This window comes from Butyricimonas muris (genome assembly GCF_046365375.1).
Classification (GTDB): Bacteria; Bacteroidota; Bacteroidia; order Bacteroidales; family Marinifilaceae; genus Butyricimonas; species Butyricimonas muris.
In genome coordinates this window covers 278,542-294,245 of the sequence record NZ_JBKEIT010000007.1, presented here as the reverse complement: position 1 = coordinate 294,245, position 15,704 = coordinate 278,542, and the positions used below count along the sequence as shown (strand labels likewise).

Here is a 15,704-nt window from a genome sequence, read left to right as displayed (position 1 = left end):
GCTAAAAGGATATCGCTCTGGATGTAAAATGTAAAAAAATACTTGATTATTTAACATCATTCCTCTATCTTCGCGAAGAATAATGGAAGTGAGTGGTGTCCCGATTCGCGAATCGCGTTTCGGGATGAAAAGGGAATCAGGTGTAAATCCTGAACAGAATCCCCTGCTGTAAGTTTCACTGTACTTCCCGGGCATACTTTATCCACTGTCCCCGACACGAGGGACGGGAAGGAAGCCCCGGAGAAGGAAACGAGTCAGAAGACCTGCCACAAGCTAATATGTTTCATGTTCAATGGGAAAGGAGAACATAAACGCCAGTACCGCTTACAAGTCGATATTTGACGCCATCTTTTTCCTACAAACAGAAATGTTTGTATCCACGTGGGATACTTGGGTATGAATTAATTATTGCGTTTTTTAATATATAAAATTAATTCAAAAAAAACTATTATGAAAAAGTTGTATTTATTATTTATCGTGTGGGGATTGATGAGCTCGTTGTTTAGCGCATGTAGTGATGATTGTGATTGTATTCCATACCAACCAGAACCGGAAGTACCGACAGCACCTGTCGTAACAATTACCAATAGTGAATACACCATGCTACTAACAGATTCTATCGTTTTCAGAGCAAATATTACCAGTGAATTACCCGCCACTTACCTTTGGACTATCGGAGGACAAGAAGTATCCACCGACTCTATTTACGTGTTCAAGGCTGATGCCGTAGGCGTATACACGTTACAAGTAACAGTCACTAACGAAGCCGGGAATCAAATTCAATCGGTACAAGTTATCGTAAAAGAAATCACCAAAGAAGAAACCCCTGAAGGAAAATACAAAAATGGGACATTCATCCTGAACGAGGGGCTAATTGGAACGTATGGTTCTTTGATTTTCATCAACCCAGATGGTAATATTACTGACAATGTCTATTTTCGAGAAAACGGGAAACGATTATGGTCTCTAACTCAAGACTTATTCATTCATAATAACAAGATGTATATTATCGCCCAAAAAGGGGATGATGCCTCCATGAATTACGGAGCAATCACCATTCTCAACGCAGAAACCTTAAAAGAGGTATTCTCTTACTCATTCCCCCCAGAATTAGGATTTACTTCTCCTACCCATATCGCTGTTTTAGGAGAAGATAACATATATATACGAGATGAGAACAGCATAAGTGTCTTCCATCCCTCAGACCTTTCCATGACAAGAATAGCCGGAACAGAAAAAGCTCATAAAAATACAATGGCTGTCGTAGACGGAAAATTATTTGCAGCTATCTATAATCAAAAATCCTTAGTCGTTATTGAAAAAGGCAAAACAGAAATTACAACCACGATTGAATTCGATGGAAATGTATCCGGAATTATCAAATCATCGGATGACAAATTATGGGTATCGGACGAAAGTGGTAAAATTTCAAAAGTAGACCCAAACTCCTACGAGATCATAGCCTCGAATCAATTAACTGGAGAAGCCGCAGAACGATTGAAACTCAATCCCCCAAGTAGTCAAGCCGCCGCTCCTCATATTACCGCCAAGGGGGATACACTATACATGAGTGCCACAAAACCAAGCATATACTTCCACATCTTCAGCAAAGACACAACAGCCCTAATGGTTGATGCAACCCAATATATTCCAGCCTCTCCGGACTATTTTGAAGCCCAAAATTTTCAAGCATACAATACATGTGCAGTGGATCCTGTCACGGGCAGAGTTTTCTTGAACACGCTTAAAGGCTGGGGAGGATTACGGCACAACAACCATATCTCAATTTTTGATTTTACCATTGTTGTTACTTATAATAAATACACGAAAAAATATAAAAATACAATTACACCAAGACTTTGTAAAGATTACGCAAACTATTTAGATTATCCTGCCAATATATATTTCACCCACAATTTTCAACATTAAAATTCAGAAACAATGAAAAATCTTTTAAATTTGATTTTCGCTTGCATATTTGCAAGTTTTATCTTGTCTTGTAGCGAAGACATGTACACACTACCGGAAAACGAGAAGCTAACAGAAGTCAACACAACTCTTTCAAGAGCTTCTGAAAACCTTCAGCCTGTTACTAAAATCAGTGATATTCAAAACTGGACCGGCACAGGCAGCAATAGTTCTATACTTGCCATCCAATGGGTGAACGCAAAAGATATCACCAAGCCTCAAGATAATGAAATCCATTTTTTAGCATGGGGATATTACTGGGATAGTCCTACTCCAACAGGAATGGACATGGTTATGGCTATTGCTCAAAAAGATCCGCGTTTGTATGTGGTTGTCGGAGAACAATGGGGAGGTATCGTTATAAAAGGATTTGCTTATGACGGAGATAACGACGGCTTTATCAAAATTTGTAAAGGTTCAACAGTTGTTTTAACTGAAGAAAATTTCACAAATGGCATCTATTGGGAAGAAGGTCAAAGTTTTGATGGACTGACTCCTAGTGATCCGGATGATCTTTGGATGGGAGGCTGGATGGAAACCTATGCCACATACTGGTTAGGCGCAGAAGGTATCAACGTTCCAAGCCAATATACATACTCAACAGAACTAGTAGACCAACGCCAATTGAAAAAAAATTCTTGGGATGCTTGGACTTTCTCCACTATTAACTCCGCAGAAGTTAATGTAGATCCTAGACCAGATTTAATGAAAGCCGCACCCAATAATTAAAAAAGCAATAGCAGGATAATACACTTGTAAAACGACCGAAAATTTTATTTTTCGGTCGTTTCTTTTTTTGCACATATAATTTCTTAAAGTAAAATATAACACACTAATTACAAATACAGCAAGATACACTTTCCAAGAAAACTATTCTATTTGAAAACCGATTGTATAATCCGATTATTTTATCATACATTTATACTACTTCTATAGTTTCGGATTTATAAATAAGGTCTAAACTTAAAAAAACAAAAATACTTGACTTTTTAACATCATTCCTCTATCTTCGCGAAGAATAATGGAAGTGAGTGGTGTCCCTATTCGCGAATCGCGTTTCGGGATGAAAAGGGAATCAGGTGCAAATCCTGAACAGAATCCCCTGCTGTAAGTTTCACTGTACTTCCCGGGCATACTTTATCCACTGTCCCCGACACGAGGGACGGGAAGGAAGCCCCGGAGAAGGAAACGAGTCAGAAGACCTGCCACAAGCTAATATGTTTCATGTTCAATGGGAAAGGAGAACATAAACGCCAGTACCGCTTACAAGTCGATATTTGACGCCATCTTTTTCCTACAAACAGAAATGTTTGTATCCACGTGGGATACTTGGGTATGAATTAATTATTGCTTTTTTAATATATAAAATTAATTCAAAAAACAGTTATGAAGAAGTTGTATTTATTATTTATCGTGTGGGGATTAATGATCTCATTGTTTAGCGCATGTAGTGATGACAAGGAGCAAGAGCCCCCTTATATTCCTACCCTACCGGAAGTTTCCATCATTAACGTGAGCGGAATCACTACTTGCCTTCCGAAAGAAACCGTCGAATTGAAAGCAAGGTTGCTCGATCCCACGGACGTTGCCCTTCTTTGGACACTCGAAGGGGAACAAGTTTCCACCGACTCTGTTTATAAATTCACTCCCGAAGATTTCGGAGAATACCGAATCATCCTCACGGCGACCAATTCCGTGGGTTCCGATGCCGACACATTGACAATCAACGTATCTGACGGTCAATTCCGTTTCGCCAACATAAAAAACTGGACAGGGGAAGGTGAAAACCGCTCTGCTCTCGCAATTCAATGGATCACCGGTACCAATATGCTAGAACCCGCAGATGACGAAGTTTTCTTTCTCGCATGGGGATATCGCTGGGAAAAAGGGACAGAACCTCTAGGTATTGATATGTTGCGGGCGATCGCGAAAAAAGATCCCCGCCTTTATGTTGCTAAATCGGGCAGTTATATTATCGGTTTTGGCTATGATGGAAATAATGACGGAAAAATTGAAGTAAGTAACGGAAACTTGACAATCACTCAAGACAACTTTGTTGACGGCTTCTATGAACTTTCATCCCAAGACTTTGATAATTTGAAACCCGTTGATCCGGAAGATTATTGGTTAGGAGGGCTATACGAAGCTTATGCCAGTTATTGGCTAGGACAGGGCAACGTAGTTCCGGATGCCGAAGAATTCGACTATTCCAACCTTTTCGTGATCTATCGTCCTTTGGAAGACCTTTCTTGGGATGCATGGACTCTGTCCCCCATTGACTATGAGGAGATGAGGAACACTCTACCCATCCCCCGTCTATTGCAAGCGGCAGAACCCAACAAAAAATAGTCATAGACTATCATTCTGAAAAACCCGATTGCTAATCAAATTCAAGCAATCGGGTTTTATTTAAAAAAAAGCTTACTAGCGTACTACGTTGTTATTCACATTTGACTATAAATTTTCCAAATTCAAAAAGACAACAAAACACATCTATCCAAAAAGTTATCCAATTTTTATTATAATAAATTATAATTCAAAGCATTAACAACACATATATTTCAAGGAAATTATTTTATTTGAAAACCACTATTGAAATACAATTATTTTATCATACATTTGCCATGCATTCGGTTCACTCCGGTGACGAACAGGGAAGCAGGTGAAAATCCCGCACTATACCCGTAGCTGTAAGCTCTATTCAACGCTTGAATCAATGATCCACTGTCACGCTGTCGACGGGAAGGAGATTCAAAAGCGAGAGTAAGTCAGAAGACCTGCCGATTGCAAATAAATTGGAGCTTTCGGGTGAAAAGCGAAAAAGACAATTCTCTGCCATACACGATCTTTTCTCGTGTTTTCCCCGAAGTATTTTTTTAATTATTAAAATTTTAATCATGGAAACATCAACCACGTTCTCAAGAATCGTGAAACGCAACGGGGAAATTTGCGATTTCAAACCGGAAAAGATTGAACAAGCTATTTTTAAGGCAACGAGAGCCATCGGACAGCCCGATCGTAAAACGGCACGTGCCCTGTGTGACAAAGTCGTGCAAATTCTTGCCGCAAGCACACCGGAAAAGGAACTCCCGCACGTGGAACAGGTACAGGACACCGTGGAACTGGTGCTGTTCCAACACGGCGACCTGCAACTGATGAAAACGTACTTGCTTTACCGCAAGCAACACGAGCAAATCCGAAACTCGAAGACCTTACTGACAAATATAGAGGTAATGGATAATTACCTGTCATTGAGCGACTGGAGAGTAAAAGAGAGTGCTAATTCCTCGTACTCGCTGCAAGGATTGAATCAGCATATATCCACACAAATCACCTCCAATTACTGGCTAAGCCAACTCTACCCGGAACGGGTATCGGAAGCGCACAAAAGCGGGGCGTTGCATATCCACGACTTGGGATTCCTAAGCGTCTATTGCGTGGGATGGGACTTGAAGGATTTACTTACCGTCGGATTCCGGGGAGTGGAGGGGAAAGCGCAAAGCAGCCCGGCAAAGCACCTTCGCACGGCTCTCGGACAAATCGTGAATTTCTTCTATACCATGCAAGGCGAGGCCGCTGGGGCACAGGCTTTTTCTAACTTCGACACGTTCCTCGCCCCCTACATACGCTTTGACAAGTTGAACTACAAACAGGTGAAACAATGCTTGCAGGAATTCCTGTTCAACTTGAACGTACCCACCCGTGTAGGATTCCAGACACCGTTTACCAATATCACGATGGATCTCGTCGTACCCGATTTCTTGAAAAACGAACATATCGTGCACGGGGGTGAAATCAAAGAAGAGGTGTACGGGGATTTCCAAGCCGAAATGACGATACTTAACAAAGCGTTCGCCGAAGTGATGAGCGAAGGGGATGCTTCCGGCAGCCTGTTCTCGTTCCCCATCCCGACGTACAATATTACCCCGGACTTTGACTGGAATAACCCGGAGTACGAGGGCATCTGGGAAATGACAGCAAAATACGGTATTCCTTATTTCTCCAATTTCGTGAATTCGGACATGAAGCCGGATGACGTGCGCAGTATGTGTTGTCGCCTTCGTCTGGATAAACGGGAACTCATGAAACGGGGCGGCGGTTTGTTTGCAGCGAACCCGTTGACCGGATCGGTAGGTGTGGTCACGATCAACCTGCCCCGCTTGGGATATGAAGCCGCATCGGAAGAGAATTTCTTCCAACGCCTGCAACACTTGATGGAAATCAGCAAGGAAAGTCTGGAAATCAAGCGCAAAATTATTGAACGCTACACGGAAAAAGGGCTGTATCCTTATTCCAAATATTACCTGCGTTACGTGAAAGAGCGTTACGGGTGTTTCTGGAAAAACCATTTCTCGACGATCGGTATCAACGGCATGAACGAGTGTTGCATGAACTTCCTCGGGGTTCCTATTTCACACCCGGACGGGATGGGATTCGCGCAAAAAGTGATGCACTTTATGCGGGATATACTGGCACAATTCCAAGATGAAACCGGTAATATCTATAACCTTGAAGCCACTCCGGCGGAAAGTACCTCTTACCGATTCGCTTTGCTCGACACGGCCGAATATCCCGATATTATCGTTGCCAACCAAGAACAATTCAAACAGGGTGCCGATCCTTATTACACGAACTCCACGCATCTGCCCGTGAACTTCACGGACGACCTGTACGAGGCACTCGACCAACAGGACAAATTACAAACGCTGTACACGGGTGGAACTGTTTTCCACGTGTTTACCGGAGAACACCGCACGTCCGCACAAGCGGCTAAAAACATGATTCGTAAGGTAACGGCAAATTTCCGCCTGCCTTATATCACGCTCTCGCCCTCGTTCAGCATATGCCCCTCGCACGGGTACATCGCGGGAGAACATTTCAAATGTCCGCGTTGCGGGGCTTCCTCGGAAGTGTACAGCCGGATAGTAGGGTACATGCGTCCCGTGAGCCAATGGAACAACGGGAAACGAGCCGAGTTCGACGACCGGAAACTGTTTGACAAGAGCGTCCGGGAAAAAGAAAGCGTACTATGCGAATAGGAGGATTTGTCAAACAAAGCCTAATCGACTGGGAAGGCAAAGTATCCGCAGTGATATTCACGAAAGGTTGCAATTTTCGCTGCGGTTACTGCCACAATCCATCTCTTGTACTGCCGGAATTACTCCGGCAGACACAAGACTTAAAGGAAGAGGAGATATTCGGTTTTCTCGATAAACGATTAGGGTGGCTTGATGGGGTGGTGATATCCGGGGGTGAACCGACATTGCACGAAGACCTGCTCCCGTTTATCCAAAAAATAAAAGCTCTCGGGTTACCCGTGAAACTCGACACGAACGGGTCGAATCCGGAGCTTTTACAACAACTGATTGCAGGACGATGGATAGATGCCGTGGCAATGGATATCAAATCCTCCCTCTCGCTCCCCTGCTACCGAAAGGTAAATTACACGATGACAGCCTCGTTGCTGGAAAAGATACAAGAGTCCATCCGGATTATCAAAACCTCCGGACTGGAATACCAGTTCCGGACGACGGTTATCCCGCAAGTGCAAAGCCCCGAGGACATCCAAAACTTACAGGAAAAATTCTCAGGTACACACTATGTCATGCAGGAGTTCCGGGACGGGGATATTCTGGATAAATATATACACGAATAAACGAAATAATATTACTTTTACACACCCATTTTATATATCAAGATTATGCAGAAGTTCATTTTATTATCCATATTATTTATCACGGCAATCACCGGATACTCACAAAAACGTATCGTATCGCTTGCCGCCTCCATCACGCAAAACCTGTATCTTTTAGGAGCAAACGAGGACATCGTGGGCTGCACCCGTTTTTGCATCACGGAACCGGCAGATTCTATTCCCGTCGTAGCGGATGCCGTAAACGTGAACATGGAGAAGATCGTAGCTCTCCGTCCCGATATCGTTCTCACCGGAGGACTTACTCCGCCTAAAGTTCTGGAAGGACTCGAACGCATGGGTATAAAGACGCTACGACTGGAACAACCCAAAAACTTCGAGGAGATATGCGAGCAATTCATTATTCTGGGAGAATTATCAAATAAGAAGACAAAAGCGGAAAGCACCGTGCAGGAGTGCAAAACACGATTGGAAGAAGCCAAGAAAAACATTCCTTCCGACAGATATCCCAAGGTATTCATGGAGATCGGATGCGACCCGTTGTATACCGCCCTGCCCGGATCGTTCATGCACGACTATATCCAACAAACCGGTGGGATAAATATCGCCAAAGACCTCGACAATGCTATGATATCCAAAGAATTTGTTCTTCTCCAAAACCCGGATATCATTTTCATCGTCGGCATGGGCATCGTGGGCGAAAACGAGATTTCCAAATGGAAAGAGATCAATAGCCTCAATGCCGTGAAAAATGACAAGCTATTCCCGCTTGACGACTACATTTGCAGCCCCACGCCCATCACTTTCGTGGAGACGGTAGAAGAGTTGATCAAACTACTGTATTGATCAGGCAATTTGTATCCCGAGCTTACGGAAATTCTTCGGCTGACCGAAAAGCACGAACACGTCTTTTGTCGTGAACACAAGGTCGGCAGGAGGATTGTCCATGACCAGCGTTTTACCGGCCTTAGCATCGTAACGCTTTAACGCTACCAGCTTTAACCCGAACTCTTCCTCGAAATTGGCATCCTCTAACTTTCGTCCCACGAAAGTGGAATGTACTTCCCACTCGATAATTAAATGGTCGTCGTCCACCACGTAAGAATCAATTGTCGTACCCAACTCCACTTTCGTGGCAAAGAAATCGGCATATTCCCACTCGGGGTTTACGATTTCCGTGATTCCCATAGACGTTAAAATCACCTTGTGCACGGGAGAGATGGAACGGGCTACGATACGCTTCACCCCAAACTGCTTCAACAGCGCTATCACGAATAACGAGGTTCCAAAATCCTTACCGAATACCACGAACACTACATCCACGTCCAGCAACGGCAAGGTCTGCAACGCTTGGGCATTCTTCACGTCCAACGCTACAGTGTTCGTGATCGATTCCTTGTACAAATTGATCTTACTAATATCCGAATCGACGCCCAATACTTCATTCCCCCGCTTTGTCAACCGTTGTGACAGAGCAAGCCCGAAATTTCCCAGTCCAAATACAATACACTTCATAATAATTGAAAATTGAGAATTGAAAATTGAAAATGAAAAACATATTTTCCATTTCCGAGATTCAATTCGTTATTATATATCATTACCTTTTCCATTTATATTATCTGTCCAAATTATTATTCACGTCCTACTCTAATCATTTTCAATTTTCAACTTTCAATTTTCAATTATTAAAGTATTACCGTGTCGTCCGGATAAGTGTACAGTTTCACTTCCTGCCTGCGGATAAAGCAAGCCAGAAGGGTGAGCAAACCGACACGACCGACGAACATCGTGAGGCTGACGATCAGTTTGCCCGCAACACTCAGATGCGGAGTCAGATCCATGGTCAATCCTACCGTACCCAAGGCGGAAACGATCTCGAACACGGCTTGAGTTATCGTGGCTGTCGGTTCCAAGATGATAATAGCGAATGTACCCAGAATAATCCAAAGGATGGAAAGCACTATCACGGAATGTGCCCGATTCACGTTCTCCCGGGTCAGTTGACGATGCGCTACCACTACCCGATCGTTTCCCGTGAGATTCGCCCAAATATTCTTCAACGCGATCACGAATGTAGTTACTTTTATACCACCGCCCGTGGACATAGGAGCCGCACCAATCCACATCAACACGATAGTCAGAAAGATTGTCGTCGGGTGCAAAATGGATATATTCACGTTATTGAAACCCGCCGTACGGGGCGTCACCGCTCCCATGAACGAGGTCGCGAATTTACCCGTCAGGGACATTCCCTCCAAGGCATTGTGATTCTCGAATATCCAGAACAATCCCGTTCCCACGACCAGCAACACCAAGGTTGTCGGCAACACAATACGGGTTGTCGTACTCACGATACGGGGTTCATGAACCACCTTGTAATTCAGTCCCAACATACATTTTATCTGATTCCGGATTCCATAGTGCAGAAGACGCCCGTAATTAAACAAAATCGGGAACCCGATACCCCCGAAGATAATCAGAAACGCCAGAATAATCTGCAACCCGTACAGGTGGCGAATCAAGGGATCGTAGAGATTTCCCGGTAAAGTGGAGAACCCCGCGTTACAGAAAGCAGAGATCCCATGGAACAGGGAAAAAAAGATTTTATTCCCGACTCCCGCAACATCCTGTATCTGCAAATATACCAGATAGACACCTATTCCTTCTATAATAAACGTTGTCAAAACAATGTACACGACAGTCCTGAATATATCACTTAGGGAAGCCTCGTTCAGCAAGTTCTTCATCATCAATTGATCGTGAAAAGAGGTCCCGCTCAAAAACGACATGGCGAAAAAACTCGTGAAGGTCATTACCCCTATACCACCGACTTGAATCAGAAACAACAAAACGACCTGCCCCATTAACGTGAACGTTCCCCCGGTATCGACCACCGTCAATCCCGTCACGCACACGGCACTCGTCGAAGTGAAAAGCGCATCCGTGAAACTTATTCCCCCGTAGGTTGCGTTAGGCAACCTCAACAATACCGCTCCCAGCAATATAATAAACAGGAAACTCCCGGCAAAAAGAACTTCCGGCTTCACCCGGCTTCGTATCACGACAAATATCTGTTTAGAGAGCTGAATAATACTGAGCAGCAATACCACCCCGTAAGTCAATACACGCTCTATCTTGAATAACACGGGGCGTTCCGTTTCAAACCCCAGTGTATCGAAATGTTTGGATAACAAGGTTAAAGCGAACAAGAAGAACAGCACCAGCACTTCTACCCAAAAACCTTTTTCCGCTCGTAACAGTCTAAAATTAAACACGAACCGCAACAATCCAAGAGCCAGAAAAAGACGCATGATTTCCCGAAACACGTAATATATTTCGTGGGAATAAGTATCGGGCATCCTGAAACCGAACCGATAAATGACTAAAATAACAGCCAGAAATGAAGCAAGGAATAACAATACATTGCTTACCAGTTCCACCATTTTTTTGACAGACTTGTATATTTTCCTCGCTCTATATTGAAACTCCACTGAAAGCATAACATCTTTTTTTAGTTTTTAACGACAGCCCCCTGCACGAGGTTACAAAAAACGCAAAAAACTCATTTGCCCGGAGCATGTCAAAAGTCCCCGATACTAACCTGCTGGGCAAATGCGTAAAACCGCTTTTGCCCGGTCCATAAAGTCGAGCCTTCGGCTCTTAAGGTTCATAAAGTCCATAAGGTCACAGGCGTCCTTCGGACTGTGTTCATTGGCAGCAAAGCTGCCGTAGGCTAAGCGCCCGCAGGGTCTTATGGACTTTATGAACCTTATGGACTTTATAAACCTTTGACTAAAAGGGCGAAAGCGTTTTGCCGCATTTGCCCGATACTAACCTAGAAAGAACTTTCAAGTTTAACCAATATTTCGCATCTTTGCACTGAAAATCACTATTGAATTTCCCATGCAAGGAAAATATTATAAATGGATTCTATTTCTGGCTTTTTTACTGCTTCTCCTCGCGGGAAGTATTGTGGCAGGGCTTTGCTTCGGGGAGATTCGTTTTTCCATTCAAGATATATTTCAACTCTGGAACGGGGACCCGGAGGATGTTCGCCTGAACATCCTGCGTCAATTAAGAGTTCCCCGCATCATTCTCGGATTTATCGTCGGCGGTGCTTTAAGCCTGTCCGGAGTCATCCTGCAAGGAATCTTCCGCAACCCGCTCGTTGAGCCTTATACCTTGGGGATATCGGGGGGTGCATCGGTGGGAGTCACGGCTGCCATCGTCCTGTCACTACATACCCTGCACGGGAGTTTTATGCTTCCCCTCGCCGGGTTTGCCGGGGCTCTTGTCACGGTCATTCTGGTTTACACGCTCGGAGTCCGACGAGGTAATGTCCGCGTACACAGCCTCCTGCTGACAGGGGTGATGATTAGCTTTATCTCTTCCTCGCTCATGTTGCTGATCATGTCCGTCACCAAAAGCGAGAACTTGCACGGCATCGTGTTCTGGATCATGGGTTCTCTGAATGAAACCGACCCGACACTTATTGCGCTGATTTCCGTGACCAGTCTCGTCGTGCTATGCCTTGCTTTTCTATACACCCCGGCGTTGAACGCCATGCGTTTGGGGTCGGAAAGAGCCATACAATTAGGTATTAATGCCAACCGGGCTATCAAGGTTCTTTTTTTGCTCAGTTCCCTACTTACCGGAATATGTGTTTCTATTGTCGGGGTTATCGGGTTCGTGGGATTGATTATCCCTCAACTCATGCGTTTTATCATCGGTTCCGATTTTCGGATTTTGCTCCCGAGTTCTTTTATCGGGGGAGGTATCTTCTTGATTTTATCCGACATTTTCGCCCGAACGATTATTTCGCCCAACGAATTACCGATTGGGGTAATCACCGGAATTATCGGGGGTGTCATTTTCATCCTCGTGATGAGTAACACCAAAACGAAAAAAACGATAGACTGATATGGATAACGCGATAGAAATAGAAAACCTTCAATGTGGCTACAACCATAAATTCACGATACGGGATATCTCGTTCAACGTGGAACGGGGTAAATTGACTTCCATTATCGGTCCCAACGGGGCGGGCAAAACAACTTTATTCCGAGCCATCACCGGCATGCTACCCGTGCAACAAGGCACTATCCGGATAAACGGCACGGACGCATTCCGCATGACACATAAAGCAAGGGCAAAACAACTTGCCATTGTCAACCAGACCGTGGAAGCGGATTTTATCTCTATCGAGGACTACGTTCTCATGGGACGCCTCCCCTACCACGCCCCGCTACAACTTTTCGAGAGCAAGGAGGACTACGCCATTGCCGAAAAGAATATGCGATTAACAGGTATATGGGAAAAACGTGCAAAACTCATGAACCAACTTAGCGGTGGCGAACAACAACTGGCAGCCATTGCCCGGGCTCTCACCCAACAAACGGAGATTCTCCTGCTTGACGAACCCACTTCCCATCTGGACATATCACACCAGATGCGAATACTGAATCTCGTGCAACGCTTGAACCAGGAACAAAACCTTACCGTGTTGCTTATCATTCACGACCTGAACCTCGCCAGCGAATTCAGCGACCGACTGATTATGCTCAAAGAAGGAAGTATTCACTCGAGCGGCACCCCGGAAGAAGTATTGACTTACGACAATATCGAAAGCGTCTACGACACTCTGGTTATTACTCAAAGTAATCCTCTTTCGGGTAAACCCTGCGTGTTCCCCGTGTCGGATAAACATCACTTCATAAATACAAAATAAACAGCAAGTACAAGACAGACACAAGCCGCCAGATGATTCCATTGGAACGTCACTCCTTTGAAAAAGACCATGGAAAAAATAATAAAGATGGTCAAAGTGATCACTTCTTGAACGACCTTCAACTGCATTAACGAGAAAGGTCCCCCGTTCCCGATGAATCCCAGACGATTGGCCGGTACCTGCGCACAATATTCGAAAAGAGCGATACACCATGAAAAGAGGATAATACCGAAAAGCGGCCAGTTATCTATCCACTTCATTTCCTGCAACTTCAAGTGTCCATACCAAGCAAATGTCATAAAAATGTTTGAGACAATCAATAATAATATCGCATAAAGTCCTTGCATAGTATCAAATATTAATCCATGAAATGATCTCTTAAATCGACGCGAAAGTATAAAATTTATTATCTTTGTTGATAACGATTGGGACAAACTTTTATCAAGTACCAGAATCATGAAAGCAAATAAAATTCAAAAAATAGAAATCCGCAATATATGGGGAAAATATAATTTCCGGTGGGAAAACTTGAATCCGGACGTGAATATACTCACGGGTATCAACGGTAGCGGTAAGACCACGTTTTTTAATATTATCGACGCCTTGCTATCTGCCGATGTCAAACGGTTGAAATTGTACAATATCGAGGCGGAAATCATGATCGACGGTAACGAGATCAATTTCCGAAAAGATAGTTCCGTGTCTTCCATAAGACAAAAACTAGCTGGGGTAAATTATCTGAAAATAAGTACATTCGATGTGCCTATCCGCGATAGACGAAAAATGGGTAAGGAAGACAGTCCCCTGTTGAGCGAGTTAAAAGAGATCGTGTACAGCGTGGGAGAGAACAACAACTCCTTTTCCGATTATCGTCTTCGTGCCACGAACTTTCCTGAGCAGGCAGAGAAAATCAACCGCCGGATTCGCGATTTCTATGACACGGTGAATCATCTGTTTGCCGGTACCGGAAAAACGATAGAAATTGACCCGATGACTAACCAGCTTGTTTTCCGTGACGGCAACGAGCTTATTCACCTGTACAAACTCTCCTCGGGAGAGAAGCAATTGTTAATCATCCTGCTCCGGGTTTTTCTCATGGACGGACAACCTTATATCCTTTTGATGGACGAGCCGGAAATTTCATTGCACATCGAGTGGCAATACCGTCTTTTTGAAGAGATTCAAAAACTAAACCCGCATTGCCAGATCATCACGTCCACGCACTCCCCGAGCCTTTTCGGCGACGGTTGGGGTGACAAACTCGTGTTTATCGAAGACTTATTAATTCAGTGACTATGACTAATTTTAGATTTATGATTTCAGATTTTAGATTGAGCCTGCCTATCAATCGTAAATCGTAATTCATAAATCGTAAATTAATTAATTTTCAATTGTTATGTTTCGCCCTCCTATATCAAAAGAAAAATATTACTACCACGCTGCCAAACGCTTTATGATGGACGCACAGTTGTTACGGTGTCGTGCCGCCATACACGTGGAAGACAAGGATGATATTGTATTCTGGAGTACCATTTTCAAACATTTTCGTCCTAATGACCGATTTCACTTTATCGCCGGCTCCCGGAACGAGAAAGGACACGAAACCAAAGGCGTGACACAATGTTTGAAATACATCAAATACTTGAATCCTAAATTCTTTATCTGCATTGACAGTGACTATCGTTATTTATTGCAGGAACGGAATATAGATATCAACCATTACATTTTTCAAACCTACACTTATTCTTTCGAGAATCATCACTGTTACGAAGAGGGACTAAATGACTTATGCCGCCGGATCACCACGTTGCCCAATCATCTTTTTGATTTCAGGCAATTCTTGAAAGAATATTCGAATATCGTGTACAAACTATTCCTTTGGCATCTTTATTTCCTTGTTGCCGATCCTAAACGCTTCTCGATAGCGGAATTCAACGAACTGGCATCATTCGAGTGGCAACGCCGCCCCGACATCCGACAGAACGGACGCAAAGAGTTGAATATCCTAAAAAACAAGGTCGATCGCAAACTGGCACAATTACGTAGAGCCTATCCTAAAGCAGACCTTTCTATTCTGGAAGATAAATATAAAGAAATAGGATTGACGCCCGATACGACCTATCTTTTTATCCGGGGGCATAACGTGTACGATATGGTCTATATGCTCAACCGGGAAGTGTGCAAAAAAGTTTTACGACAAGCGAAAGACGCCTCCGCAGGAACACATCCGCGAGTTAATTTATTCGGTTACCGGAATAGTATTGATGACCAACTGAAGAAAAATATCCAGTTCGGGGCTTATCCCGCTATCTTGAAAATAGAGGAAGATATTCACACGCTGTTCTGACATCGGAT

Annotated in this window: 13 protein-coding genes and 3 riboswitches; of the genes, 10 read left to right on the top strand and 3 right to left on the bottom strand. The window is 43.8% G+C overall.

Features of this window, described 5'->3' with window-relative positions:
* Positions 1 to 76 precede the first annotated feature (76 nt).
* A riboswitch (cobalamin riboswitch) is annotated at positions 77 to 285 on the top strand.
* 165 nt (positions 286 to 450) lie between these two features.
* The 6 genes from ACK8P8_RS13550 (at position 451) to ACK8P8_RS13525 (ending at position 8,467) form a co-directional block, all read left to right on the top strand.
* Positions 451 to 1,929, top strand: coding sequence for a DUF5074 domain-containing protein (locus ACK8P8_RS13550; protein WP_186974589.1), 1,479 nt, complete (start codon positions 451 to 453; stop codon positions 1,927 to 1,929).
* Between the two features lie 12 nt (positions 1,930 to 1,941).
* Positions 1,942 to 2,697, top strand: a complete 756-nt coding sequence (locus ACK8P8_RS13545; protein ID WP_186974590.1) for a hypothetical protein — start codon at positions 1,942 to 1,944, stop codon at positions 2,695 to 2,697.
* 286 nt (positions 2,698 to 2,983) lie between these two features.
* Positions 2,984 to 3,192: riboswitch (cobalamin riboswitch) on the top strand.
* Positions 3,193 to 3,354: 162 nt separating this feature from the next.
* Positions 3,355 to 4,317 carry a PKD domain-containing protein gene (locus ACK8P8_RS13540; protein WP_186974591.1) on the top strand — a complete coding sequence of 321 codons (963 nt, stop codon included), beginning with the start codon at positions 3,355 to 3,357 and terminating at the stop codon, positions 4,315 to 4,317.
* Positions 4,318 to 4,582: 265 nt separating this feature from the next.
* Positions 4,583 to 4,767: riboswitch (cobalamin riboswitch) on the top strand.
* Between the two features lie 98 nt (positions 4,768 to 4,865).
* Entirely contained in the window at positions 4,866 to 7,007 is a 2,142-nt protein-coding gene (locus ACK8P8_RS13535; protein WP_186974592.1) for a ribonucleoside triphosphate reductase, read from the top strand.
* Positions 6,998 to 7,624 (top strand): anaerobic ribonucleoside-triphosphate reductase activating protein, encoded by a 627-nt coding sequence (locus ACK8P8_RS13530; protein ID WP_186974593.1) that lies wholly within the window; start codon positions 6,998 to 7,000, stop codon positions 7,622 to 7,624. The genes ACK8P8_RS13535 and ACK8P8_RS13530 overlap by 10 nt, the downstream gene beginning before the upstream one ends.
* Before the next feature lie 45 nt (positions 7,625 to 7,669).
* Positions 7,670 to 8,467 carry an ABC transporter substrate-binding protein gene (locus ACK8P8_RS13525; protein ID WP_186974594.1) on the top strand — a complete coding sequence of 266 codons (798 nt, stop codon included), beginning with the start codon at positions 7,670 to 7,672 and terminating at the stop codon, positions 8,465 to 8,467.
* On the opposite strand, the gene ACK8P8_RS13520 is transcribed toward ACK8P8_RS13525, so the two are convergent.
* Complete coding sequence (locus ACK8P8_RS13520; RefSeq protein WP_186974595.1) at positions 8,468 to 9,136, bottom strand: potassium channel family protein; 669 nt, start codon at positions 9,134 to 9,136, stop codon at positions 8,468 to 8,470.
* A 170-nt stretch (positions 9,137 to 9,306) separates the two neighbouring features.
* Positions 9,307 to 11,121 carry a TrkH family potassium uptake protein gene (locus ACK8P8_RS13515; RefSeq protein WP_186974596.1) on the bottom strand — a complete coding sequence of 605 codons (1,815 nt, stop codon included), beginning with the start codon at positions 11,119 to 11,121 and terminating at the stop codon, positions 9,307 to 9,309.
* A 403-nt stretch (positions 11,122 to 11,524) separates the two neighbouring features.
* On the opposite strand from ACK8P8_RS13515, the gene ACK8P8_RS13510 reads away from it, so the two are divergent.
* Both ACK8P8_RS13510 and ACK8P8_RS13505 read left to right on the top strand, forming a co-directional pair.
* A complete protein-coding gene (locus ACK8P8_RS13510) occupies positions 11,525 to 12,541 on the top strand; it encodes a FecCD family ABC transporter permease (RefSeq protein WP_186974599.1) in 1,017 nt (338 codons plus the stop codon).
* A 1-nt stretch (position 12,542) separates the two neighbouring features.
* Positions 12,543 to 13,349 carry an ABC transporter ATP-binding protein gene (locus tag ACK8P8_RS13505; protein ID WP_186974600.1) on the top strand — a complete coding sequence of 269 codons (807 nt, stop codon included), beginning with the start codon at positions 12,543 to 12,545 and terminating at the stop codon, positions 13,347 to 13,349.
* Here ACK8P8_RS13505 and ACK8P8_RS13500 read toward each other — a convergent pair.
* On the bottom strand, positions 13,328 to 13,696 hold the full coding sequence (locus tag ACK8P8_RS13500; RefSeq protein WP_186974601.1) for a DMT family protein: 369 nt from the start codon (positions 13,694 to 13,696) through the stop codon (positions 13,328 to 13,330). The two genes, ACK8P8_RS13505 and ACK8P8_RS13500, sit on opposite strands and share 22 nt — an antisense overlap.
* Before the next feature lie 109 nt (positions 13,697 to 13,805).
* Between ACK8P8_RS13500 and ACK8P8_RS13495 the strand changes: the two genes are divergently transcribed.
* Positions 13,806 to 14,642, top strand: coding sequence for an AAA family ATPase (locus ACK8P8_RS13495; protein ID WP_099290996.1), 837 nt, complete (start codon positions 13,806 to 13,808; stop codon positions 14,640 to 14,642).
* Positions 14,643 to 14,745: 103 nt separating this feature from the next.
* Positions 14,746 to 15,696: a DUF4435 domain-containing protein gene (locus ACK8P8_RS13490; protein ID WP_186974602.1), complete on the top strand. Its 951-nt coding sequence runs from the start codon at positions 14,746 to 14,748 to the stop codon at positions 15,694 to 15,696.
* Positions 15,697 to 15,704 lie beyond the last annotated feature (8 nt).

Coding starts and splice junctions, on each gene's coding strand:
- ACK8P8_RS13535 (WP_186974592.1), top strand. CDS start 4,866: ATGGAAACATCAACCACGTTCTCAAGAATCGTGAAACGCAACGGGGAA.
- ACK8P8_RS13510 (WP_186974599.1), top strand. CDS start 11,525: ATGCAAGGAAAATATTATAAATGGATTCTATTTCTGGCTTTTTTACTG.
- ACK8P8_RS13540 (WP_186974591.1), top strand. CDS start 3,355: ATGAAGAAGTTGTATTTATTATTTATCGTGTGGGGATTAATGATCTCA.
- ACK8P8_RS13545 (WP_186974590.1), top strand. CDS start 1,942: ATGAAAAATCTTTTAAATTTGATTTTCGCTTGCATATTTGCAAGTTTT.
- ACK8P8_RS13490 (WP_186974602.1), top strand. CDS start 14,746: ATGTTTCGCCCTCCTATATCAAAAGAAAAATATTACTACCACGCTGCC.
- ACK8P8_RS13505 (WP_186974600.1), top strand. CDS start 12,543: ATGGATAACGCGATAGAAATAGAAAACCTTCAATGTGGCTACAACCAT.
- ACK8P8_RS13550 (WP_186974589.1), top strand. CDS start 451: ATGAAAAAGTTGTATTTATTATTTATCGTGTGGGGATTGATGAGCTCG.
- ACK8P8_RS13495 (WP_099290996.1), top strand. CDS start 13,806: ATGAAAGCAAATAAAATTCAAAAAATAGAAATCCGCAATATATGGGGA.
- ACK8P8_RS13530 (WP_186974593.1), top strand. CDS start 6,998: ATGCGAATAGGAGGATTTGTCAAACAAAGCCTAATCGACTGGGAAGGC.
- ACK8P8_RS13500 (WP_186974601.1), bottom strand. CDS start 13,696: ATGCAAGGACTTTATGCGATATTATTATTGATTGTCTCAAACATTTTT.
- ACK8P8_RS13520 (WP_186974595.1), bottom strand. CDS start 9,136: ATGAAGTGTATTGTATTTGGACTGGGAAATTTCGGGCTTGCTCTGTCA.
- ACK8P8_RS13525 (WP_186974594.1), top strand. CDS start 7,670: ATGCAGAAGTTCATTTTATTATCCATATTATTTATCACGGCAATCACC.
- ACK8P8_RS13515 (WP_186974596.1), bottom strand. CDS start 11,121: ATGCTTTCAGTGGAGTTTCAATATAGAGCGAGGAAAATATACAAGTCT.